The sequence below is a fragment of the Blautia sp. HCN-20427 genome (genome assembly GCF_037890365.1).
Taxonomy (GTDB): domain Bacteria; phylum Bacillota; class Clostridia; order Lachnospirales; family Lachnospiraceae; genus Blautia.
On sequence record NZ_JBBKBX010000003.1, the window covers coordinates 18,537 to 41,455 of the forward strand.

Sequence of the window (22,919 nt, forward strand, 5' to 3'; positions counted from 1 at the left end):
TGCAGTAAAGGGGGCCCTGAATCAGGGCTCCCTTTTTAATACAACTAATGAAAGAAAGGAACAGAAAACTATGATGAAAACAATGGAAAAAAGACAGGAAGCAAAAAAGAACCAGGAGAAAACTTTAAAGAGAATGATGGCTTATCAGAAGAAAGCCGAGCAGATGGTCAGCAGAAAAAGAATGAACCATCACATGATCAGAAAGGGGTAAAAGCGTATGATGAACAGAAAAGAATTTTATGAATATGTCAAAGACAATGTAAAGGAGTATCTGCCAGAGTCTTACAAGGACGCAGAAATTACACTTCAGGAAGTAGAAAAAAATAATGGATTGAAGCTTACTGGCATTACAATTCCAAATGGAGATCAAAGAATTGTACCGAGAGTCTATCTGGATTCCTTCTACCTGGAATATGTGATTGGAAAAGATGTGGATTCTTGTGTTGGCGATGTGGTTGATATGTATATTGAAGCACAGGATAAAGCAGAATTTATTAAAATGGGAGTACCTGATATTTTCGATTATGAAAAAATGAAGGAAAAACTGCAGGTGAGAATCTGTGACCAGGAGTGGAATGAAGAACGTCTGGCAGACAAAGTGATCACGGAACACGGGGATTTTACAGCCTATTATGCAGTAAATCTGAAAGAAAATGAAGAGGAAGTCGGCAGTATTCCGGTAACTGTTTCTCTGATGAACGAGTGGGGAGTATCTGCCGAACAGATTCAAGCGGATGCAATGACGGCAGACCGAAAACGTGGTGTCACACTTATGGATATGAATGAGATTATCAAATCTATGATTTTTGGTGAAGAACCAGAAAACCTGCTGAATGAAAAAATGGATATGGAAGCCATGGAAAACCCAATGTTCTGTCTGACAAACAAAGCTAAGATGAATGGAGCTTCCCTGTTACTGCAGGAAGATATTCGTAAACAGATTGGGGAATGCCTGGGAAGTGATTACTTTGTCATCCCATCTTCCATTCATGAAGTGCTGATTATCCCTGATAACGGAATTTTTCAGGTCCCGGAATTAAATGCGATGGTAAAAGAAGTCAATGAGACACAGGTAGAAAGAGAGGAACAGCTGTCAGATAAGGTTCAGTTCTGTGATGGAAAGACAGCAGTCATGGAAAATGCTGAACGTAGGGAAGCACGTCTGGAAAAAGAAAAAGCAGCTGAAAAAGCAGAAGTAAAAGGTGGAATCCACGGAAAGCTGGAGAAAGCCAAGGCAGAGATCAAGGCAAAAGAAGCAGAGAAAGTGCCGAAGAATAAGTCAAAAGATCTTGCCACAGCATTATAAAGAGAAGCAACGATGATTTTAAGGGGACTGTGCTAAGCAGTCCCTGATTTTATGAAAAGGAGTAGCACATGGCAAATAAATTATATGTAATGGAACAGCTGACGGAAGAGGTGGCAAAAGATGTAGCTGCCAGTCCGCAGGAATGGATGCGGTTCCTAAACACTGCATCCAGACTGTACAAATACACTTTTCCAGAACAGCTTTTAATTTATGCACAGCGGCCGGAAGCAACTGCCGTAGCATCCATGGAAATCTGGAATCAGAAGATGTACCGATGGATCAAAAAGGGATCTAAGGGGATTGCCTTGATTGACAATACTTCCGGACCGAAAACAAAACTTCGGTATGTATTTGATGTGCAGGACACTTATAAAGTGCGGAATCTTGGAAAGGATCCTCAGTTATGGAATTTTCCAGTAGAAGGAGAACATCTGGTGGCAGATTATCTGCAGGAGCAGTTATCACTGGAAGATACAGAAGGAGGACTTGCTGAAAGTCTGCATCAGGCAGCGAAGGAGAGTATGCAGGAATGGCTTCCAGATGCATTGGAAGAACTGAGACTGGATGTGACAGGGACATTTTTGGAAGAACTGGACGAACAGAATCAGGAAGTAGAATTCCGAGAACTGATGACCAATAGTGTCTGGTGTGTATTACTAAACAGGTGTGGACTGGATGTACAGGAATATCTGGATGCAGAGGATTTTCGGCATATAACGGACTTCAATCAGTTGAAAGTGTTAGGACATCTGGGAAGTGCAGTCAACGAGATCAGCAGACCAGTCCTGATGCAGATTGGACGATATGTTCTGAATGATCTGGAAAATGACCTGAAAACGGTTGCAAAAGAAAAAGAAGTAGCTTATAATGAGTTTAACACGTTAATTCGTGAAAGTAACACAGATAATACAGAAGATAGAGAAGAAAAAAAGGAGGAAACAGACTATGAGAGAGATCAGTTACAGCCAGAACGGAGAGTATCAGATTCCAGATATCAGCCTGGAAGAGACGAGAGGAACGATCGGGAAATATGGAATGATGAGGAAAGAGTATCTGAGAAACCACAAGGTAGCCAGGTTCAATATTCTGACACTGCAGAACCGTCTGGACAGTCATCTGATGGAGATCGACAGTCAGGCAAGGCAGAGAGTAGACAACCTGATGAACGAACTTCTGGAGAAAGATCCGGCACCGGACAAGATGGCAGACACAATGGCGTGGACCAGACACATGAACCAGATCAAGGCACAGGCAGAGGAACTGGTAATTCGGGAGATTATTTACAGTTAAGCCTGTTCCCAACAGAAGAGGAACAGTTAGGAGAAATAAGGAAAGCGGCAGCTGCATTAGAACAGCCAGCCGCTTTTCTTATTTCGGATGAAGTGGTAGACGATATTCTCAGAACAGGAAGCGGACAGAAAAATACACTGTTTCACATTACTGCAAGATTGATCGAAGGTCTGGATAATGAAGAAATGCAAAGCTTCCTGAAAGAGGAATATGGCACTGGAGGAAAAGGATTTACCATAGATGGGCAGAAAATCAGTATCTGGTACGACAACGATGGTATCCGTATCCGACGAGGCGACTCAGCAAGAAGAAATTTTGACCGTATCGTTACGTGGGAAGAAGCTGCTGACAGGATCCAGGATATGTATGAGGAAGGAAATTATGTTGATAATCTTATCTCCAATAATGCTATCGAGCAGGAACAGAAAGAAATGACAGATCTTCTGGCACTCCATTTCCGTGATACGAGCAGAAACAGAGAAGAACGGTTGTCCTATTCTGACTGGCAGGATGTAGTGGGGGCGGCTTGGACAGATCCGGAAGAAGCAGCTGCGACAGCCTATCGTTTTGAATGGCTTCAGGAAGATATGGAAAAGAATCCAGAAGATTACCATCGTTGGGAAATCCAGCATAATCCGGAATATTTCCAGCGCTATAAAGATCTCCAGAGGGAGCGTTCCTGGGTGGATCAGCAATTCAAGGTAGAGCGACCGGCACTATCCTTTATCACACAGGATGAAATTGACGCAGTGTTAAGAAGAGGCGGCATTACTGCAGGAGGACGTAACCGAATCTATGAGTATTTCATGGAACATCATGATATGAAAGATGCAGCTGAGTTCCTGAAAAATGAGTATGGAACAGGTGGTTTTTCACCCGGAATACTAGGAGCAGATGCTTCCGACGCATCCCATGATGCAAAAGGATTAAAACTTGCGAAAGGAAAGATTGGCAGTCCAGAAGTAGAAATTCTATTAAAATGGAATAAGGTTGCAGAACGTGTCCGTCAGCTGATCCGCACCGATGATTTCTTATCACCGGAAGAATTGGAAAAGTATGAAGAGCGGCAGGAAGCACAGAGACTGGCAGATTTGGAAGAAGCACAGCAGATGTTAGGAGAACAGCTGGAGCAGGATACTTTGACAGCGGAAGATATAACTGATTTGAGATTAGTTGATTCAGAATATATGTCCGGTACCAGAACAAGAATCCATGATTTTGATTGCAAAGTTAAGGGAGAAGTGAATCGACTTCAATACACATTAGAATATCATGATGATGGAGAAGGTTTCACGATTCATACGGAAAAAGATGATATTTGGAATCGAATGTCAACACAAGAATTGGAACGTCTGGATGTAAAACTCGGACAAGAAGTACTTTATTATCATTATCACAACAAAACTGTAAATGCGGATACCTTAGATGAATTACGGGAAATCAGGGAAGAAATTATGGAGGAAGAGTCCTCGTATTTTACTGCTATTTCTCAACGTGTGTGGACAGATTATGATAAAAAAGAAAAAGAATTATCGGGAGAAGCTGAGGTATCGGAAGAAAAAGAATCTTTGGAAGAGATTAACGGAATAGCAGAACCGATTCAAGCAACGAACTTCCGTATCACAGATGATGAACTTGGACAGGGAACACCGAAGGAGAAATTCCGAGCCAATATCATGGCTATCCAGTTGTTAAAGAAATGTGAGGATGAGAACCGCAATGCGACATCAGAGGAACAGAAAATCTTATCCAGGTACGTCGGCTGGGGAGGTCTTGCAGATGCATTTGATGAGACAAAAGCTGCATGGGAGACAGAATATCTGGAATTAAAGACGGTTCTTACACCAGAGGAATATGCTGCAGCCAGAGCTTCCACGTTAAATGCTCATTATACACAGCCGATTGTGATTGAAAGTATGTATCAGGTGTTGGAGAATCTGGGATTTACAAAAGGAAATATCCTGGAGCCGTCTATGGGAGTCGGGAACTTCTTTGGAATGCTTCCAGAAAATCTAAATCAGTCCAAACTCTATGGTGTGGAACTGGACAGTATCAGCGGTAGAATTGCAAAGCTACTCTATCCAGATGCCAATATTCAGATCAAAGGTTTTGAGAAGACAGATTATCCTAATGATTTTTTTGATGTGGCGATTGGAAATGTGCCATTTGGTGCATACAAGGTCAATGACCGTCAGTATGATCGCTACAATTTCATGATCCATGATTACTTTCTCGCCAAGACGATAGATCAGTTACGTCCAGGTGGTGTGGCGGCACTAATCACAACAAAGGGAACTATGGATAAGGCGTCACCGGAAGTCCGGAAATATCTGGCAGAGCGGGCAGATCTGTTGGGAGCAATCCGACTGCCGAACACAGCTTTTAAGGCAAATGCGGGAACAGAAGTCAGTGCTGATATCTTGTTTTTCCAAAAGAGGGAAAGCCTTACGAAAGAAATGCCGGAATGGATAAATCTGGATAGTGATGTCAATGGCATTACAGTCAATCAGTATTTTGTTCAGCATCCGGAAATGATTCTGGGTGAGATGAAAGAAGTGTCCGGTCCGTATGGTATGGAAACAACATGTGCTCCAATGGAAGGAGCTGATTTGGAATTACAGTTACAAGAAGCTGTAAAACACATCAAGGGAAGCATGGCACCGGCAGTAGATGTGGAGACAGAACTGGATGAGATGCCAGAGAGTATTCCAGCAGATCCAAATGTGCGAAATTACAGTTATACGGTGGTAGATGATCAGGTATATTACCGTGTCAACTCTTTGATGAATCAGGTGAAAATGCCTGCCGCTACTGCAGAACGTGTAAAAGGGATGGTTGCAATCCGTGATACTGTCCGAGAGCTGATCGCTTTGCAGATGGAGGAAAACGTCACAGATGAAGAAATCCAGAAACAGCAGAAAAAACTGAATCAGGTGTATGATACCTACACAGCAAAGTATGGAGTTATTGGAAGTAATGCTAACAAACGTGCATTTTCTGATGACTCTTCTTATTGTCTGCTGTGTTCCCTGGAAGACTTGAATGAAGATGGAACATTGAAGCGGAAAGCGGACATGTTCACCAAACGAACCATTAAAAAGGCGGTCGCTGTGACAAGTGTGGAGACAGCCACAGAAGCACTTGCTCTGTCCCTAAATGAAAAGGCTAAAGTAGATCTTCCATATATGGCACAGTTGACCGGAAAGACCGAAGAGAAAATCACAGAAGAGCTGGTTGGAGTTATCTTCAAAAATCCACTGACAGACCAGTGGGAAAGCGGAGATGAATATCTGTCTGGAAACGTCAGAGATAAATTAAACACTGCGAGAACCTTTGCCGAGAGTCACCCGGAATTTACACCGAATGTCCGTGCATTGGAGGCGGTTCAGCCGAGAGATCTGGAAGCATCTGAGATTGAGGTACGTGTTGGAGCCACCTGGATTGAACCTTCGGATTATCAGGATTTTATGGTAGAACTGCTTCATACGCCATGGTATCTTGCACAGAAGGAAATACAGGTAAAATTCTCTGAGGTAAATGGTGAGTGGAGGATTACAGGAAAGAATGCCGACAGTCCAAGAAATGCGTTTGCCTATGCAACGTATGGAACTGAGAGAGCAAATGCCTATAAGATTCTGGAAGATACCCTGAACCTGAAAGATGTACGCATCTATGATAAGAGTGTCAATGAGAATGGTGATGAAATCCGTGTCCTCAATAAGAAAGAAACCATGCTGGCATCGCAGAAGCAGGATGCCATGAAAGCAGCATTTAAAGACTGGATTTTTAAAGATCAGCAGAGGCGTGAACGACTGGTAAAGGTGTACAATGAACGATTTAATAGCATCCGTCCCCGTGAATATGATGGCAGTCATTTGACTTTCCCAGGAATGAATCCGGAAATAGAACTTCGTCCGCACCAGAAAAATGCAGTTGCACACCAGCTTTACGGAGACAATGTGCTTCTGGCACATGTAGTAGGAGCTGGGAAGACCTACGAAATGGTAGCGGCGGCAATGGAAAGTAAAAGACTGGGATTATCACAGAAGAATCTCTTTGTCGTGCCAAACCATTTGACGGAGCAGTGGGGTGCAGAATTCCTACAGTTATATCCGGGAGCCAATATCCTGGTTGCAACCAAGAAAGATTTTGAACCAGCAAACCGAAAAAAATTCTGTGCCAGAATTGCTATGGGGAATTATGATGCCATTATCATTGGACATTCCCAGTTTGAGCGTATTCCAATCTCTGATGAGAGGCAGGAAGCTATGCTGCGGAAGCAGATTGATGATCTGGAAATGGCAATCCAGAGTGCAAGGTATGAACAGGACGGTGGGCGTTATACCGTCAAACAGATTGAAAAGACCAGAAAGACACTGCAGACAAGGCTGGAAAAACTGAATCAGAAAGAGAAGAAAGATCAGGTAGTTACGTTTGAAGAACTGGGCGTGGATCATTTGTATGTAGATGAAGCACACAGCTATAAAAATGCGTTTCTTTATACAAAAATGAGAAATGTAGCCGGGATTGCACAGAACGAAGCACAGAAATCCGCAGATATGTTCAATAAATGTCAGTATCTGGACGAGATTACCGGAGGAAAAGGCATTACTTTTGCTACAGGCACACCAATCAGCAACAGCATGACGGAATTATATGTTATGCAGCGGTATCTGCAGAACAGCAAATTACAAAATATGGGACTTGGACTGTTTGATTCCTGGGCTTCTACCTTTGGAGAAGTTGTCACGAGCATCGAACTTGCACCGGAAGGAACTGGATATCGAGCAAAATCAAGATTCGCCAGATTCTATAATATCCCAGAACTGATGAATATGTTCAAGGAGATTGCAGATATCAAGACTTCCGATCAATTAAAGCTTCCAGTGCCGGAAGCGGAATATGAAACAGTGGTGCTGAAACCAACGGAACAGCAGAAAGAAATCGTAGAAAGCCTTGGAGAACGTGCAGAAGTTGTCAGAAACGGAGGGGTAGATGCCTCGGTCGATAATATGCTAAAAATCACCAATGACGGAAGGAAGTTAGCATTGGACCAGCGTTTGGTGAATGAATTATTGCCAGATAATCCAGAAAGTAAAATATCAGTTTGTGCAGAGAAAAGCTATGAAATATGGAAAGACACAGCAGCACAGAAATCCGCACAGTTGATTTTCTGTGACTTGAGCACACCGAAAGGCGATGGCAGTTTTAATGTTTATGATGACTTGAAGCAGAAACTAATGGAGAAAGGTGTACCGGAAAAAGAGATTGCTTTTATTCATGATGCAAATACAGAAGCAAAAAAGACGGAGCTGTTTGGAAAAGTGAAATCCGGGCAGGTTCGTTTTTTGATTGGCTCAACAGCAAAGATGGGTGCAGGAACCAATGTGCAGGATCGTTTGATTGCCCTGCATCATCTGGATATTGGTTGGAAACCATCTGACTTGGAACAGAGGGAAGGACGTATTATCCGTCAGGGAAACCATAATAAAAAGGTTCATATCTTCCGGTATGTAACAGAATCCACATTCGACAGTTATATGTGGCAGTTGATCGAGAACAAGCAGAAATTCATCTCCCAGATTATGACGAGCAAAGCACCGGTCAGAAGTTGTGAAGATGTGGATGAAGCGGCACTGTCCTATGCAGAGGTCAAAGCACTTGCAACCGGAAATCCGGCAGTAAAAGAGAAGATGGCATTGGATGTGGACGTGGCAAAGTTGAAACTTTTAAAAGCCAACCACATGAATAATCAGTACCGTTTGGAAGATGACATTGCGAGGAATTTCCCGCAACAGATTGCAAAACTGACGGAGATTATTGACAGCTATAAGGCAGATATCGCTCATTTTTCTGAGCATAAAATCACAGATCCAGAGCAGTTTTCTATGGAAATCAGTGGCAAAGTGTTCACAGAAAAGAAAGAGGCAGGTATGGCACTTCTGGCGGTCTGCAAAGACATTAAGTCTGTAGATGCAGCTATGGACATTGGAAGTTATCAGGGATTTAACATGAGAATCCAATTCGACAGCTGGAGCAAAGAGTTTATCCTGTCTGTAAAGCATGAATCGGTAGCTAAAGTTCGGTTGGGAGCCGATGCCCTGGGAAATATCACTCGTATCAATAATCTTTTAGAAAGTTATCCGGAGAAACTGGCAGAAGCAGAACAACGGCTGGAAACGGTACAGGAGCAGATGGCAAATGCCAAAGAGGAAGTCGGGAAGCCATTTCCAAAAGAAGAGGAGTTGAACCAGAAACTGGAGCGACTGTCAGAGTTAAATGCACTTCTCAATATGGATGAGCGGGAAGATACAGAAACAGAGCAGTCGGAATCAAAAGAGAAAGAAGAAAGACCGGCACGAGGTTCTATCCATGAGAAACTGCAGATTTATAAAGAAAAGAGTCAACGGGAAAGTGAAACTGGCAAGGAAACCAGAAAACGGGACTTCGGTTTGGAATAAGTAAACAGGAAAGATGGCATAATTTGGTAGAAGAAGGTTCTGCCGGTTATGCCATTTTTTAGAACACAGGAGGAATTTGAATGGCGAGAAATATGATATCAGGAAAAGAAACGCAGAAAATGCAGGAATATACGCAGGAACAGATAGACCGTGCAGAACACATGGAAATAGAGATTCCAGCGGATGTAAAGGAACAGATTTTTGAATATGCAAATCTGATTGGCGAGGAAGAGAAAGTAAGGACGTTGGTAAGAAATCTGACAGATGCAATCAATCAGGCAGATGAAGATAAAGTAGAGGAACTTCTGGATGATGCAAAAATGGATATTCAGGACCTACCAGATCCAACCATAGGTAAGCTGGAATTACGTGATTATGGATATACAGCAGAAGACATGGTGCCGCTCAGAAAAGAAGCAGCTTTGGATTATCACAGAATGGGTTCTAAGATTTATTGCCTAGGCAGCGATGGCGGTAAGGGAGAGTATGCAAGTAAAGAAATGATACAGGCACACGAAGGGCTGTTTGGCATGGAATTACAGATGTGGGAACGGATAAGGGATCAGGATCTGGATTATGCAGATGAAGATTTTGGAGCATTTCAGGAGCCTATGAGTGTCATTGATCAGGAAGAAGCACTGAAATTATACGATGCCGGAGCAGATATCTATCTGATCACTAATTTTTCGTCACCGATCTATGTCACGGAACGCATGGAAATTGAACGAGGACCGGAGCATTATCAGATGTCCATGGCAGAACTGGAGCGTTTCCGTAACCTGGAATGGGAAATGCAGAAATATCCACAGATTCAGTCTTTGAAAGAGGCAAACCTGTTGTTAGGAACTAGGCGAACCTTTGGTATTTATCAGATCAAGGATGATTCACCGGGCGAAAACTATGCATTTATGAATATGCGCTTTATTGAAAGTCATGGTATGCAGATAAAAAAAGAAGATTATAAGCTGGTCTATGTTGGAGACTTATCGGGAAATATGTCACTGGAAGATATTTTTGAAAGGTTCAACATTGACAGACCGGAAGACTTCCGAGGACATTCCCTGTCTGTCAGTGATATCGTAGTTCTGAATGACGGGGAAAAAGTAACAGCTCATTTTGTAGACAGTATCAGTTTTGAACAACTGGATTCTTTCCTGAATCTGGAAGAACAGGTTCTTAGTGAACTGGCATATGAGGTAGGAGAACGTTACTTTGCTATTCAGAGAACAGAAGAAGGATACGATTATTCCTTTTACGATGAAGATTTCCGTCTGATGGATGGTGGCGTCTATGAAAATGATGAAATTTCTATTAAAGAAGCGGCAGAGGAACTTCTGGAAGACGAAGGCTGGACTGGAGAACGCATCCGTGGAGATTATGATCAGCTGATGGAAAAAGTAGAAGAAATGGATGAGGTTGTAATGGCGGAGATTCAGAACAGCCAGGGAGAATATAAGCCGTTGGCAAAGGTGGAGGAACTGGAAGAGGTGAATTATAACATGATTGATAATGTCCTCAATAATATGCCGCCGAAGAAAGAACCGTATCTGGAATACTTTGCGGCAGAATGCGATGAGTTCCATGATATGGGAGCTTATGAAAAAAGTACCGATGTTAATCAGATAGCTGCAGTCTATGAAAAATATAGGGAGAATCCAGAAACAGCTTATCTCGGATGCTCAATGGGAATTATCTATCGTGATCCGGAAGACAGTTACTATGATGAAGCCGAATTTGCAATCGTAAAAGGAAATACCGTATTTGGGAATGTGATGGATGATGTTCGGTTTTATGAGGAGCTTGCACTGGTACGGGAAGGAATTGAGAAAATTCATGAAGCATTGCCGGACTACAAGTATGTACCGATGCGAGATGTTCGAGAAGCAATGTATCCAGAGAAGATGACCACAGAACAGCTGGCAGAGGCATTGGATGAGATTGCAGAAGCTTTTGATCCGTATGAGTATCGAGATAATGTGGAGCCGGGAGAAAATACGGTACAAGAGGTGATGTTGGATTTGCAGAGTGGCAATACACATTCTTATATTTCTTATCTGAAGGATATTGTGGACGAAGAATGCGACCTGTCTGTTCGTGCAGGTGTATTGATGGAAAGACTGAAAGCCTATAAACCGGAGCTTCCAAAAGATATGGAGCCGATGGTGTATGTGAATTATTGTGAGAAAAGTGAGTTGGGGAGTCCAAGATGTCAAAAGTTATCTGATCTGGATTCCAAAACCGTAGAACAGGACAAAGCCTGGTATGCTGACCGTGATCCAAACACCAACGAACCAAAAACGACAGCACAGATGTTTTTTACAGTATATTATGCTGAGAAGGGTGATAAGATGCTGCACCATTTTCAAGGTAAGATAGAGATTGGTACCGGAAACGGTGGTATCATCAGTCAGTTAAAGATGCAGAATGAAATGAAATTGACAGATGAAAGCTGGATTAGTTATCAGCAAGGAAAAGGTAATGAAGAGTATCAGAAGTATATGGAAGATCTGACGGATATGCAGAATCATGTTCTGCCGTATTTGCAGAGTTTTTGCAGTCTGGAAGAAAAAGGTGTGAAGGAGAGACGAGAACAGCAGGTGACAGAGAAAAATGAGAGCAGAGAAGCTGTGTCAAGAGCCGGCGTTGAAGCAAATACAGCAGTTAAGGACGCAGGGAAAGCTGAAAGAAAGCCAGTAGCACAAAAGAGAGCAATGACGGGAAAAGAGAAGAAACCATCAATCCATGAACGCTTGGAAATCAATAAGAAAATTATCCAGGAAAAGCAGGGAAAAGATAAGCTGGAGAGAGGGGCTGATTTGGGTGTAAGATAAACAATAAAGCCTGGTAGATGATTTTAAAAGATTATTTACCAGGTGTTTTTGTGAAAATCTTAGAAAACAATAACAAATCAAACAACCTAGAAGAAAACTTAATTTTGGTTGAAACTATTCCGATAAAAGAATATACTTATAATAGGCTTGTTGTATCGTTTGGAGGAAAATTATGGATTATATAACAACGATCGAAATGTCAAAAATATGGGGAATTTCATCTAGAAGAATTTCTCTTTTATGTAGCCAGGGAAGAGTGCCTGGAGCAGAGAAAAAGGGAAAGACTTGGCTAATACCAAAAGATGCGGTAAAGCCAACAGATCCTCGAAAGAAAAACAGATGACGTATTGGAGGTTATAATGCTTATGGGAAGACCAGAAGATTCCAGAGTGAAGATTCCAGCGCTTGTGCACTTCACAAGACTTGGATATATCTATATATCAATTAAAGATGAAGTAGAAAGGAAAGTACCATGACAAAGGATGAAGTAACAAAACTCTGGATGGACAGTCCGGAATCACTACAGTTTTTAAATAATGCTACAAAATTTTATAATTTAATGATGATGTATCGTTGTGCTATTCGGGAGATACAAACTAAACTTGAGGTTTTGGATGATGAATTTTCAGTTGAGAACAATCGAAATCCTATTTCTTTTATAAAAACAAGGATTAAGAAGCCCAATAGTATTTACAATAAATTGCAGAAAATGGGACATGATTTTACAACAGAAAATATACAGACATATTTAAATGATGTAGCAGGCGTTCGAATAGTTTGTGCGTTTATTGACGATATTTATATGATATCAGATTTGATTACCCAACAGGATGATATTAAAGTTATTGAAATAAAAGATTATATAAAAAATCCAAAACCAAATGGTTATCGAAGCTATCATATGATTGTTGAAATACCAGTATTTTTTGCTAAGGGTAAAACACCTATGCGTGTAGAATTACAGATTCGAACCAATGGTATGGATTTCTGGGCAACATTGGAACATCAACTTCGCTATAAAAAAGGAATTGAAGAAATGCCTGGTTATGATGAGATAAGTGAAGAATTACTTCATTCTGCAAGAGCTATCATTGAAGCGGATAATGAAATGCAGAGAATAAAAGACAAAATTGGTATGTTTCATGAAATTTAGGCAGAAAACTGAGCAAGTAGGAAGGTGGAATATATATGAAGCAAGATACTTTAGAGGGCAAAGCAAAAACAAAAAATGGGGTAAAACGGCTGTGTTTTTCCATAGTCTGCATTCTTCTGGAAGTAATTTTTATTATTACTATCGTAACACGCTTGAATGAATATGCAGAAATTATAAATTTATTTACAAGGATTTTGAGTGGAATCTTGGTTTTGGGATTGTACGCATCAGATAAGACCTCTTCTATGAAAATGCCTTGGGTCATCTTAATTCTAATCTTCCCAATTATGGGTGTAGGCCTGTATTTGTTGATTGGTTTGAATGGTGGCACACATAAAATGCGTGAGCGATATGCAGAAATTGATAGCAAATTGTTACCAATGCTTCCGGACAGTCAGGAGTGTTTGAGCAGAATAAAAGAAACAATTCCGAAAGCAGGAAATATAGCAAGTTACATACAAAGAAATTCGCAGTATCCAATCTATCAGAATACGGATATTGTGTATTTTGATGAAGCAGTGAAAGGATTAGAGGCACAGATTAAGGATTTGGAGAAAGCACAGAAGTTTATCTTTATGGAATATCATGCGATAGAAGACGCTGAAGCATGGCATAAGATTCAAGATGTTCTGGAAGAGCGAGTAAAAGCAGGTGTGGAAGTTAGAGTATTCTACGATGATATGGGTTCTATAGGCTTTATTAACACAGATTTTGTGAAAAAGATGGAGGCAATAGGAATTCATTGCCGTGTATTCAATCCGTTTATGCCAGGTTTAAATCTGTTTTTGAACAATCGTGATCATAGAAAAATAACAGTTATTGATGGAAAAGTCGGATTTACAGGTGGATATAATCTGGCAAACGAATATTTTAATTACACACACCCGTATGGACAGTGGAAAGATACAGGTATTCGTTTAGAAGGAGATGCTGTTCAGTCGCTTACGGTGACATTTTTGGAAATGTGGAATGCAGTAAGTGATAAGGCTGCTAATGATTCTGATTTTAGTAAATACCTTTTCCACTATGATTATGCGGCACAGCAAACTGGGTTTGTTCAACCTTATGCAGACAGCCCTATGGATAATGAGCAAGTAGGAGAAGAAGTTTATATCAGTATGATAAATAAAGCTGAAAAATATTGTTGGTTTATGACTCCATATCTAATCATAACAGATGAAATGACGCATGCGTTATGTCTGGCTGCTAAGCGAGGGGTAGACGTAAGAATTATCACACCTGGTATCCCTGATAAAAAATTCATTTATAATATAACTCGTTCTTTTTATCATGGATTAGTTAAACATGGTGTTCGTGTTTATGAGTGGACTCCTGGTTTCTGTCATGCAAAAATGAGTGTGGCAGATGACTGTATGGCAACTTGTGGAACAATTAATCTGGATTATCGAAGTTTATATCACCATTTTGAAAACGGCTGTTTTATGGCAGATTGTCAGGCAGTTGTGGAAATAAAAAATGATCTGATAAGAACGATGGGAGAATGTCGTGATGTGACAGACCAATATCAAACCGGACGAAGTGCATATTTGCGACTGGGACAATTATTTATGAGATTATTTGCTGGATTGCTATAAGAATCTGATGAAACGACCTTTCAAAAAACAGTTGATTTAGAAGTTAACTGTTTTTGAAAGGCCGTTTTTGCTATATCTAACAGTCTGTTGTACAAAGAAGATTTTGCATGGATGAAAAAACAAACCTTGTTGAGGTTAAATTGAGTTTTTCATTGTATTGTATTGCTAATGAATAAGAATAAGAATAAGAACAGACAATGCTGAATGCTCTGGAAACAAGAATATCTGAGTATAGTATGTAAGTTCGTAACAGAATGAAAGGAGCGATTCAAATGAGCAATTTGGAAAATTATATGAAACAGCAAGCAATTTTTTGTGAACAAAATGATAGCATTAGTAAGAATCTGTATTCAGAGTATGGTGTAAAAAGAGGCTTACGAGATGAAAAAGGCCAAGGTGTGTTGACGGGGCTTACAAATATTTCTGATATAAAAGCTTTTGAATATCGTGATGGAGTAAAGAGTCCATGTGATGGCGAGTTATCTTATCGTGGTTATAATATAAAAGATTTAGTAACAGGAAGTAAAGGAAAAAGGTTTGTCTTTGAAGAAGGAGCATATCTTCTTTTATTCGGAGAATTGCCAACTGATACACAGTTAATGGAATTTCAGGGAAGACTATCTGATTGTATGGAACTACCGACTAACTTTACCAGAGATGTCATTATGAAAGCACCTACATCAGATATTATGGGTTCTATGACTCGAAGTATTCTTACATTGGGCTCTTACGATAAGGAGAAAGAAAGTCTTGAAATTCCGAATGTGCTAAGGCAGAGTATGCAGTTGATCGCAGCATTTCCTATGTTAGCAGTATATGCATACCATGCTTATTGTCATTATGAAAAAAACGAAAGTATGTATATTCATAGACCTGAAAAAGATTTATCTATTGCTGAAAATTTCCTGCGCCTATTAAGACCAGATACAAAATTCACAGAACTGGAAGCAAGAGTACTGGATATAGCATTATTGTTACATATGGAACATGGTGGTGGTAACAATTCTACATTCACTACACGGGTAGTAACATCTTCAGGTTCAGATACTTATTCTGTTATTTCAGCAGCAATGTCATCCTTAAAAGGAAAAAAACATGGCGGTGCAAATCTGATGGTAATGAATATGATGGATGATATTAAAAGTCATGTGAAAGATTATGAAGACGAAGAGGAAATTGCATCATATCTGAGTAAGATTTTGAAGAAAGAGGCGTTTGATCAGAAAGGACTTATTTATGGAATGGGACATGCTGTATATTCTATTTCAGATCCGAGAGAAAGGGTGTTCAAAGGCTTTGTAGAACAACTCGCAAGGGATAAAGGACGTGAGAAAGATATGACCCTTTATAACAATATTGAGAAGATTGCACCTAAGTTGATTGCAAAGCAGCGTCAGATATTCAAAGGAGTAAGTCCTAATATAGATTTCTATAGTGGTTTTGTGTATGACATGTTGAATATTCCAAGAGAATTGTACACGCCATTATTTGCGATAGCAAGAATTGCTGGTTGGAGTGCACATCGCCTGGAAGAATTGATAACTACAGATAAGATCATTCGCCCGGCATATAAGAGTCTAGTCAGCAAAAAAGAATATATAGAAAGAGAGGAACGATAATATGGGAGCAGGAACCAGTGCAGAGGAGTTTTTTTTAAAGAGCATCAATGTTGAAAGTATATTTGAATTTGTCGAAAGAACAGATTATTTGTTTCTTTATAGTATAAAGGAATGTGTTGAAAAATCAGACTGTCATGAAGGAGTATATCTTTCAGAAGTGGCAGAATACATGAAATTATCGATTCCAGAAACATCTAAGATGGTAAAAAGTCTTGAAAATAAAGGATATATTATCTGGAAATTAGATGAAAAAAAAGAAAGAACATACCTTGTTTTGACGAACAAGGCAATTGAATTAAGTAATTGTCAGAAAGAAAAAATGATAGAAGCTTATGAAAAAATCATATCGAATATACAAGAAGATGACCTGGCAGTTACACGGTGTACATTGAGAAAAATCCGACAGCTTATGGAAGAAATAAAATAGTGATTAATATAACGGAGTAAGAAAAGCTCCTTCATATATTAGAATAAAAATATGACTGTTTCATTAAAAAGAAGCCGGTCATATTTTTTATGAAAAATAAATTTTGTTGAGGTTAAATTGAGATTGACTTTGTATTGTATAAGTATGAAATAAAAAGGAATCAGGTGATGTACAATGAAAAAGCATAAAATATGTAAAATCCTTCTTGTTATACTGGCAATTTTTTTATGTGTGGCTTTTTATGAATTGCTCGGAATCTGCATTGCATATAAAAAGCAGCCGGAAGTGTCCAATACAACCAAAAAAGAAACAAAAAATGGTTCGTGGAACGAATGCAGTGAAAATACGGAACGTGCAGTGATCATAGAAAAGAATCCAGAAGCGCTTTTACAAAGAGTGCGTTTGATCCAGAATGCAAAAGAGGAAATTATTCTTTCTACTTTTGCATTTAAATCCGATGAAAGTGGAAAATTAATCTTAGGAGCACTGCATGATGCGGCAGACAGAGGTGTGCATATTCGTCTGTTAGTAGATGGAATGGAGAGCTGGATTGATATGGAAGGGAATCCGTATTTCTATGGATTATCTTCCCATGAGAATGTTGAAATTAAACTGTATAATAAAGCCAACCCGTTGAAACCATGGAAAATGATGGGTAGAATGCATGATAAATATTTGATTGCAGATGGTAAGACATATATTCTTGGCGGAAGAAATACATATAATTATTTCCTGGGGGATTTTCCGGGACATAAGAACTATGACAGAGACGTGTTGGTTGTTTGCAATGAACCTGAGAAAGAAAATTCAGTTAACCAGTTGTTAGATTATTTTGAAACTATATGGGATCAGGAAGACAGTGGTTATTTTCATAACAATAAAAAACTGGCAAATAGAAAATCTGTAAAGAACGCAGTTTTAGAGCTGCAGAACGGCTATCAGAAATATTTTGAAGAGAATAAGGAAAGAATCTGCGATACCGATTATACGGACGAAACTTTTGAGACAGAAAAGATTGCATTAGTGTCAAATCCTATCCACACAGGTTCCAAAGAACCAGTAGTGTGGTATCAACTGGGAGAACTAATGAAAAATGCAAAAGAGCGCGTGAAAATTCATACACCATATATTATCTGCAATGATATGATGTATAATACATGGAAAGAGATTGCGGAGAGAGTTCCGGATTTTTCTATCATGACCAATTCGGTTGCCAACAATGGAAATCCGTTTGGTTCTGCTGATTATGCGAGAAACAGAAACAGAATTTTAAATACAGGAATTGATATCTGGGAGTATGAAGGCGGCTATTCTTACCACGGAAAAAGCATCCTGATTGATGATGATCTATCCGTAATCGGTTCCTTTAACATGGATATGAGAAGCACGTATCTGGATACGGAACTGATGCTTGTAATTCGCAGTAAAGATATTAATAAACAGTTGGAAGAGGGCATGATGGAATATGAAAGAGTGTCCCGCCAGATATTGGAAGATGGAACCTATCGTGATCCATATCATGTAGAGCCAATCGAATTAACAAAGAAACGTCAGAGAAAAATATTTTTGGTACAGCATCTGCTTGGATGGGCAAGGTATCTGTTTTAATAAGGAGGAAGGAAAACGTGTTTCAAATATTGATTGTAGAAGATGATAAAGAATTAAGCCAGCTATTCCAAAAAGTGCTTGAGAAGAATGGATATCAAGTCAAAAGTGCATCGGATGGAGCACAGGCATTAGAAGTATTGGATAAGGAATATATTGATCTGATCATTTCTGATATTATGATGCCGGTTATGGATGGCTATGAACTGGTGTCAGAACTTCGTTCAGCAGGATATCAGATACCAGTGCTTATGATCACTGCGAAAGGTTCCTTTGATGATATGCGCCAGGGATTTCTTTCGGGAAGTGACGATTATATGGTAAAACCGGTAAATGTGAATGAAATGGTTTTAAGAGTCGGAGCACTGCTTCGCCGTGCACAGATACTGAATGAACACAAAATTGTGATCGGTTCAACAGAGTTTGATTATGATGCAATGACGGTTACAACTGATAAGGAAAGTCTTGTTTTGCCTAAAAAAGAATTCCTGCTTTTATATAAGCTTGCAGCTTCGCCAGGCAGAACATTTACAAAACAACAGTTGATGGATGAAGTATGGGGATACGAGACGGAGGCAGACCCACATACGATAGAGGTACATATAGGAAGAATCAGAGAGCGTTTTAAAGATAACCCTGATTTTGAAATCGTAACAATGCGTGGAATTGGATACAAGGTGGTGAAAAAATAATGGAACAAAAGAAAGAAAAAGGATTGCGGATCCGATCCTGTCTGACTGGTGCAATCTGGCTGGCACTTGTATTTTCAACAGTCATATCTGCTTTATTATTTGCTTTTTTGAATCATTTTTTTAATCTGCCGGGCAGCATACCTGTGCTTGGCTGGCTTTTGATTTTCAATACATTGATTGCAGGGCTGATCACTTCCTTTATCAATGCAAAGTTACTGGAACCAATTACCAGACTTAGTAAAGCAATGAAGGAAGTTTCTCAGGGAGATTTTGAACAGCATTTGGAAACGAACAGCCGTATAGCAGAAGTTGGAGAATCTTATCAAAGTTTTAACGTTATGACAAAAGAACTTCGTGCAACAGAGGTGCTGCAGATGGATTTTGTATCTAATGTTTCTCATGAGTTTAAGACCCCGATTAATGCCATTGAAGGATATACAATGCTGCTTCAGGGAGAAGAACTGTCTTCGGATCAAGAGGAATATGTAGAAAAAATCTTATTTAACACCCAAAGACTTTCCGGATTGGTTGGTAATATTTTGCTGTTATCCAAGTTAGAGAATCAGAATATACCAATGAAAAAAACAGAATATCGTCTGGATGAACAGATCCGCCAGGCATTTCTTTCATTGGAAACAAAATGGACAGAAAAAGAAATTGGTTTTCAGGTAGAATTGGAGGAAGTTAAATATACTGGGAATGAAGGACTTTTTATGCATATCTGGATAAATCTTTTGGATAATGCGATTAAATTCAGCCCTTCAAAGGGGACAATTACGATGTTTCTGAAACAAGAACAGGATTCTGTTAAGTTCATTCTGGAAGATGAAGGACCAGGAATAGAGGATGATGTAAAATCCAGAATATTTGACAAGTTCTATCAGGTAGATGGATCTCATAAAGCAGAAGGAAATGGCCTAGGTCTTGCACTTGTAAAACGGATTGTAGATAGTGCCGGAGGAACAATCAAAGCAGAAAACCGTGAATATGGTGGATGCAGATTTGTTGTAGAGCTTCCAATACAGAAAGATGAGGCCATATAAGTTTAAGAAAAACAGATAGAGGAGGAATTACATGACATTTTATCAGGAATTGCAGTTAAATCAGGCAGGTTCTAAAAATCTGTTGAAAAAGAGTGAAACAGTGAAAGAAAAATCATATCATATACTGGTATATTTGGTAAAGATAGCTGTTACAATGGCATTTTGTTTTTTATTTGTTACTATTTTCAGTATCTTATTTGGAAATGAGAACAGCATTGTAGGTGTAGTGGTCTTATTATGTCTCATGGTGTTTAGAAATGCGGATCTGGGGATCCACACCGGACAATCTACGATGCTTTTGGCTTTGTTCTTTGTAATTATGACTGTATGTCCGCATTTAGCAAATCAGTTTTCACCGGTATTGGGAATGCTGTTAAATATTGCGGCACTGGCTGTGTTGATTCTGTTCGGATGCCATAATCCATTCATGTTTAATCAATCTACATTGGTTCTTGGGTATCTGCTGCTATATGGTTATGATGTTACGGGAAAAAGCTATCAGATGCGATTAGTCGGAATGGCTTTAGGTGCAGCACTTACCTGCTTCGTATTTTATCGAAATCATAAAAACAGAACTTATAAAAGAAATCTGAAAGATCTGATACAAGAATTTGATATCACTTCTTCCAGAACAAAATGGCAGATATGTCAGATTTTATGCGTACCGATTGTCCTTTGCATTGCAGAACTTTGTAATATGCCACGTGCAATGTGGGCTGGTATTGCGGCCATGTCCGCGATTTTGCCGTTTATGGAAGATATGCACTACAGAGTCCGTAAAAGGATTGTCGGAAATATTGCAGGTGTTATATGTTTTACAGTATTATATTTTCTGCTTCCTTCGTCAATCTATGCATATATAGGAATTCTTGGTGGAATCGGTGTAGGATTTTCAGCACAATATGGCTGGCAGGCAGTATTTAACACATTTGGTGCTTTAGCCATTGCTGCAGAGACTTATGGACTACAAGGAGCGGTTAGTCTTAGAGTGATTCAAAATGTTTTTGGTGTTGTGTTTGCTTTAGCATTTTGTGTTATATTTTATTGGTTTATGTCTAAAAAAAAGGAAAGTGATGTGACTGTACATGCAGAGTGAAGTGAATCAGGAAGAAAATTTGAATAGAATTATTACAGTACCCAATTTGCTTTCTTTTTTTCGGTTTTGTCTGATTCCAGTAATTATATGGAGTTATTGTGTAAAGGAAAATCCTTTGTTAGCAGGAGAAATCTTATTGCTATCCGGTCTTACGGATCTCGCTGATGGATATATTGCAAGAAGATTTCATATGATTAGCAATCTAGGAAAGATTCTCGATCCGGTTGCCGATAAGCTGACACAGGCAGCAATGTTGATTTGCTTGTTTACTCGCTTTCCACATATGCTCCCGTTGATCGTTATAATGGCAGTTAAGGAACTTTATATGGCGGTTAGTGGATGCCTTGTGATACGAAAAACAGGAAAAGTGCATGGTGCAGACTGGCATGGAAAAATAGTAACCTTTTTATTATATGGAACTGCAGCGGTGCATATTATATGGTTCCACATTACACCGATGGTATCAGATCTGTTAATTGGTTTGTGCGCTATAATGATGGTTGTATCAGTTGTTTTGTACATTATCAAGAATACCAGAACACTTAGGGGAGAGACTGTATAAGCAATTTTATATTGCAATGACTAGAAAAATATTTAGGAGAACGAGGAAGCGGAAGTGATGAAGGAAATTTATCAGCAGACGGTAGAAGAGGTTCTTGAAAGGGTGAATGGCAAGAAATCTGGGCTTACGAGTGAACAGGTGAAAAGATCCAGAGAAAAGTGTGGGTGGAATGAACTTACAGAAGGAAAGAAGAAAGGTATCCTGCAGATTTTCTTTGAACAGTATAAGGATTTTCTTGTACTGATTCTAATTGCATCAGCAATCATATCTGGTATGCTTGGAGATGTGGAAAGTGCGGCAGTTATCGTGACGGTTATTATGATCAATGCAATCTTGGGAACAATACAGACGGTAAAAGCAGAACAATCTCTGCAGAGTTTAAAGAATCTTTCTGGCCCGGAGGCAAAAGTATTGCGTGATGGTACAGTCGTTCAAATTCCGGCAAGAGAACTGGTTGTTGGAGATGTGATACTGCTTGAAGCAGGAGATATGATTCCGGCTGATGGAAGACTGATTGAAAATGCAAGTCTTAAGATTGATGAGAGTGCTCTTACAGGAGAAAGTCTTGCAGTTGAGAAAAACATGGATACAATATTGACGGAAGCGCCACTTGGTGATCGGACAAATATGTTATTTTCCGGTAGTTTTGTAACGTATGGGCGTGGAAAAGCTGTTGTAACGGATATAGGAATGCAGACAGAAGTCGGAAAGATTGCAGGACTTTTGAAGTCAACTTCGGAAAAACAGACACCACTTCAGGTGAGTTTGGAAGTCTTTGGAAAGAAGCTTTCTATTATGATTCTGGTATTTTGCGGACTCTTATTTGCAATAAATGTGTTCCGCGGTGAAAAGATCAGCAGTGCATTTATGTTTGCAGTAGCACTTGCAGTAGCAGCAATTCCTGAAGCGCTAAGTTCTATCGTGACAATTGTACTTTCTTTCGGAACACAGAAGATGGCAAAAGAGCATGCAATCATTCGTAAACTACAGGCGGTAGAAGGACTTGGAAGTGTTTCTATTATTTGTTCGGATAAGACAGGAACGCTCACACAGAATAAAATGACGGTTGAAGATTATTATATAGATGGAAAAAGAATTTCAGCAGAGGCAATTGATATATCAGATCAGGCACAAAAATGTATCGTTAAATTATATATGCCTTTTTGACTATCTTTTTATATCTTCTCAAATGTCCGCAAAGCCTTATTTTATCGGCTCTACGGGCATTTTGCTTTTGTG

General features: G+C 39.5%; 14 protein-coding genes and 1 pseudogene. All 15 read left to right on the top strand.

Features of this window, described 5'->3' with window-relative positions; all coding sequences use genetic code 11:
* Positions 1-70 precede the first annotated feature (70 nt).
* Positions 71-211 carry a hypothetical protein gene (locus tag WKT17_RS02115; RefSeq protein WP_173692125.1) on the top strand — a complete coding sequence of 47 codons (141 nt, stop codon included), beginning with the start codon at positions 71-73 and terminating at the stop codon, positions 209-211.
* A 6-nt stretch (positions 212-217) separates the two neighbouring features.
* Positions 218-1,306, top strand: a complete 1,089-nt coding sequence (locus WKT17_RS02120) for a DUF5688 family protein (protein ID WP_291682649.1) — start codon at positions 218-220, stop codon at positions 1,304-1,306.
* 68 nt (positions 1,307-1,374) lie between these two features.
* Positions 1,375-9,057 (top strand): DEAD/DEAH box helicase family protein, encoded by a 7,683-nt coding sequence (locus tag WKT17_RS02125; protein ID WP_340271817.1) that lies wholly within the window; start codon positions 1,375-1,377, stop codon positions 9,055-9,057.
* Between the two features lie 80 nt (positions 9,058-9,137).
* A complete protein-coding gene (locus WKT17_RS02130) occupies positions 9,138-11,888 on the top strand; it encodes a YodL domain-containing protein (protein WP_340271818.1) in 2,751 nt (916 codons plus the stop codon).
* Between the two features lie 172 nt (positions 11,889-12,060).
* Entirely contained in the window at positions 12,061-12,231 is a 171-nt protein-coding gene (locus tag WKT17_RS02135; protein WP_008371604.1) for a helix-turn-helix domain-containing protein, read from the top strand.
* A 129-nt stretch (positions 12,232-12,360) separates the two neighbouring features.
* Positions 12,361-13,041 carry a GTP pyrophosphokinase gene (locus WKT17_RS02140; RefSeq protein WP_008371606.1) on the top strand — a complete coding sequence of 227 codons (681 nt, stop codon included), beginning with the start codon at positions 12,361-12,363 and terminating at the stop codon, positions 13,039-13,041.
* Positions 13,042-13,076: 35 nt separating this feature from the next.
* Positions 13,077-14,636 (top strand): cardiolipin synthase, encoded by a 1,560-nt coding sequence (gene cls / locus WKT17_RS02145; protein WP_008371607.1) that lies wholly within the window; start codon positions 13,077-13,079, stop codon positions 14,634-14,636.
* Between the two features lie 254 nt (positions 14,637-14,890).
* Positions 14,891-16,255, top strand: a complete 1,365-nt coding sequence (locus WKT17_RS02150) for a citrate/2-methylcitrate synthase (RefSeq protein ID WP_172679323.1) — start codon at positions 14,891-14,893, stop codon at positions 16,253-16,255.
* 1 nt (position 16,256) lies between these two features.
* Entirely contained in the window at positions 16,257-16,682 is a 426-nt protein-coding gene (locus tag WKT17_RS02155) for a MarR family winged helix-turn-helix transcriptional regulator (RefSeq protein ID WP_006858455.1), read from the top strand.
* Positions 16,683-16,856: 174 nt separating this feature from the next.
* A complete protein-coding gene (locus WKT17_RS02160) occupies positions 16,857-18,290 on the top strand; it encodes a phospholipase D family protein (RefSeq protein ID WP_340271819.1) in 1,434 nt (477 codons plus the stop codon).
* A complete protein-coding gene (locus WKT17_RS02165; RefSeq protein WP_003693048.1) occupies positions 18,269-18,979 on the top strand; it encodes a response regulator transcription factor in 711 nt (236 codons plus the stop codon). The genes WKT17_RS02160 and WKT17_RS02165 overlap by 22 nt, the downstream gene beginning before the upstream one ends.
* Positions 18,979-20,022, top strand: coding sequence for a HAMP domain-containing sensor histidine kinase (locus WKT17_RS02170; protein WP_117861348.1), 1,044 nt, complete (start codon positions 18,979-18,981; stop codon positions 20,020-20,022). The genes WKT17_RS02165 and WKT17_RS02170 overlap by 1 nt, the downstream gene beginning before the upstream one ends.
* Before the next feature lie 31 nt (positions 20,023-20,053).
* Positions 20,054-21,118, top strand: a complete 1,065-nt coding sequence (locus WKT17_RS02175) for an FUSC family protein (protein ID WP_006858452.1) — start codon at positions 20,054-20,056, stop codon at positions 21,116-21,118.
* The gene (locus WKT17_RS02180) at positions 21,108-21,680 is read left to right on the top strand and encodes a CDP-alcohol phosphatidyltransferase family protein (protein WP_008370184.1); all 573 of its coding nucleotides are present in this window, start codon (positions 21,108-21,110) and stop codon (positions 21,678-21,680) included. Before WKT17_RS02175 ends, WKT17_RS02180 begins: the two co-directional genes overlap by 11 nt.
* 57 nt (positions 21,681-21,737) lie before the next feature.
* A pseudogene (locus WKT17_RS02185) lies at positions 21,738-22,826 on the top strand (cation-translocating P-type ATPase); the annotation flags it as partial.
* Positions 22,827-22,919: the final 93 nt, after the last annotated feature.

What these genes read in the sequence shown, in the direction of transcription:
- WKT17_RS02115 (WP_173692125.1), top strand. Translation starts at nt 71, where the DNA reads ATGATGAAAACAATGGAAAAAAGACAGGAAGCAAAAAAGAACCAGGAG.
- WKT17_RS02120 (WP_291682649.1), top strand. Translation starts at nt 218, where the DNA reads ATGATGAACAGAAAAGAATTTTATGAATATGTCAAAGACAATGTAAAG.
- WKT17_RS02125 (WP_340271817.1), top strand. Translation starts at nt 1,375, where the DNA reads ATGGCAAATAAATTATATGTAATGGAACAGCTGACGGAAGAGGTGGCA.
- WKT17_RS02130 (WP_340271818.1), top strand. Translation starts at nt 9,138, where the DNA reads ATGGCGAGAAATATGATATCAGGAAAAGAAACGCAGAAAATGCAGGAA.
- WKT17_RS02135 (WP_008371604.1), top strand. Translation starts at nt 12,061, where the DNA reads ATGGATTATATAACAACGATCGAAATGTCAAAAATATGGGGAATTTCA.
- WKT17_RS02140 (WP_008371606.1), top strand. Translation starts at nt 12,361, where the DNA reads ATGACAAAGGATGAAGTAACAAAACTCTGGATGGACAGTCCGGAATCA.
- cls (WP_008371607.1), top strand. Translation starts at nt 13,077, where the DNA reads ATGAAGCAAGATACTTTAGAGGGCAAAGCAAAAACAAAAAATGGGGTA.
- WKT17_RS02150 (WP_172679323.1), top strand. Translation starts at nt 14,891, where the DNA reads ATGAAAGGAGCGATTCAAATGAGCAATTTGGAAAATTATATGAAACAG.
- WKT17_RS02155 (WP_006858455.1), top strand. Translation starts at nt 16,257, where the DNA reads ATGGGAGCAGGAACCAGTGCAGAGGAGTTTTTTTTAAAGAGCATCAAT.
- WKT17_RS02160 (WP_340271819.1), top strand. Translation starts at nt 16,857, where the DNA reads ATGAAAAAGCATAAAATATGTAAAATCCTTCTTGTTATACTGGCAATT.
- WKT17_RS02165 (WP_003693048.1), top strand. Translation starts at nt 18,269, where the DNA reads ATGGGCAAGGTATCTGTTTTAATAAGGAGGAAGGAAAACGTGTTTCAA.
- WKT17_RS02170 (WP_117861348.1), top strand. Translation starts at nt 18,979, where the DNA reads ATGGAACAAAAGAAAGAAAAAGGATTGCGGATCCGATCCTGTCTGACT.
- WKT17_RS02175 (WP_006858452.1), top strand. Translation starts at nt 20,054, where the DNA reads ATGACATTTTATCAGGAATTGCAGTTAAATCAGGCAGGTTCTAAAAAT.
- WKT17_RS02180 (WP_008370184.1), top strand. Translation starts at nt 21,108, where the DNA reads ATGCAGAGTGAAGTGAATCAGGAAGAAAATTTGAATAGAATTATTACA.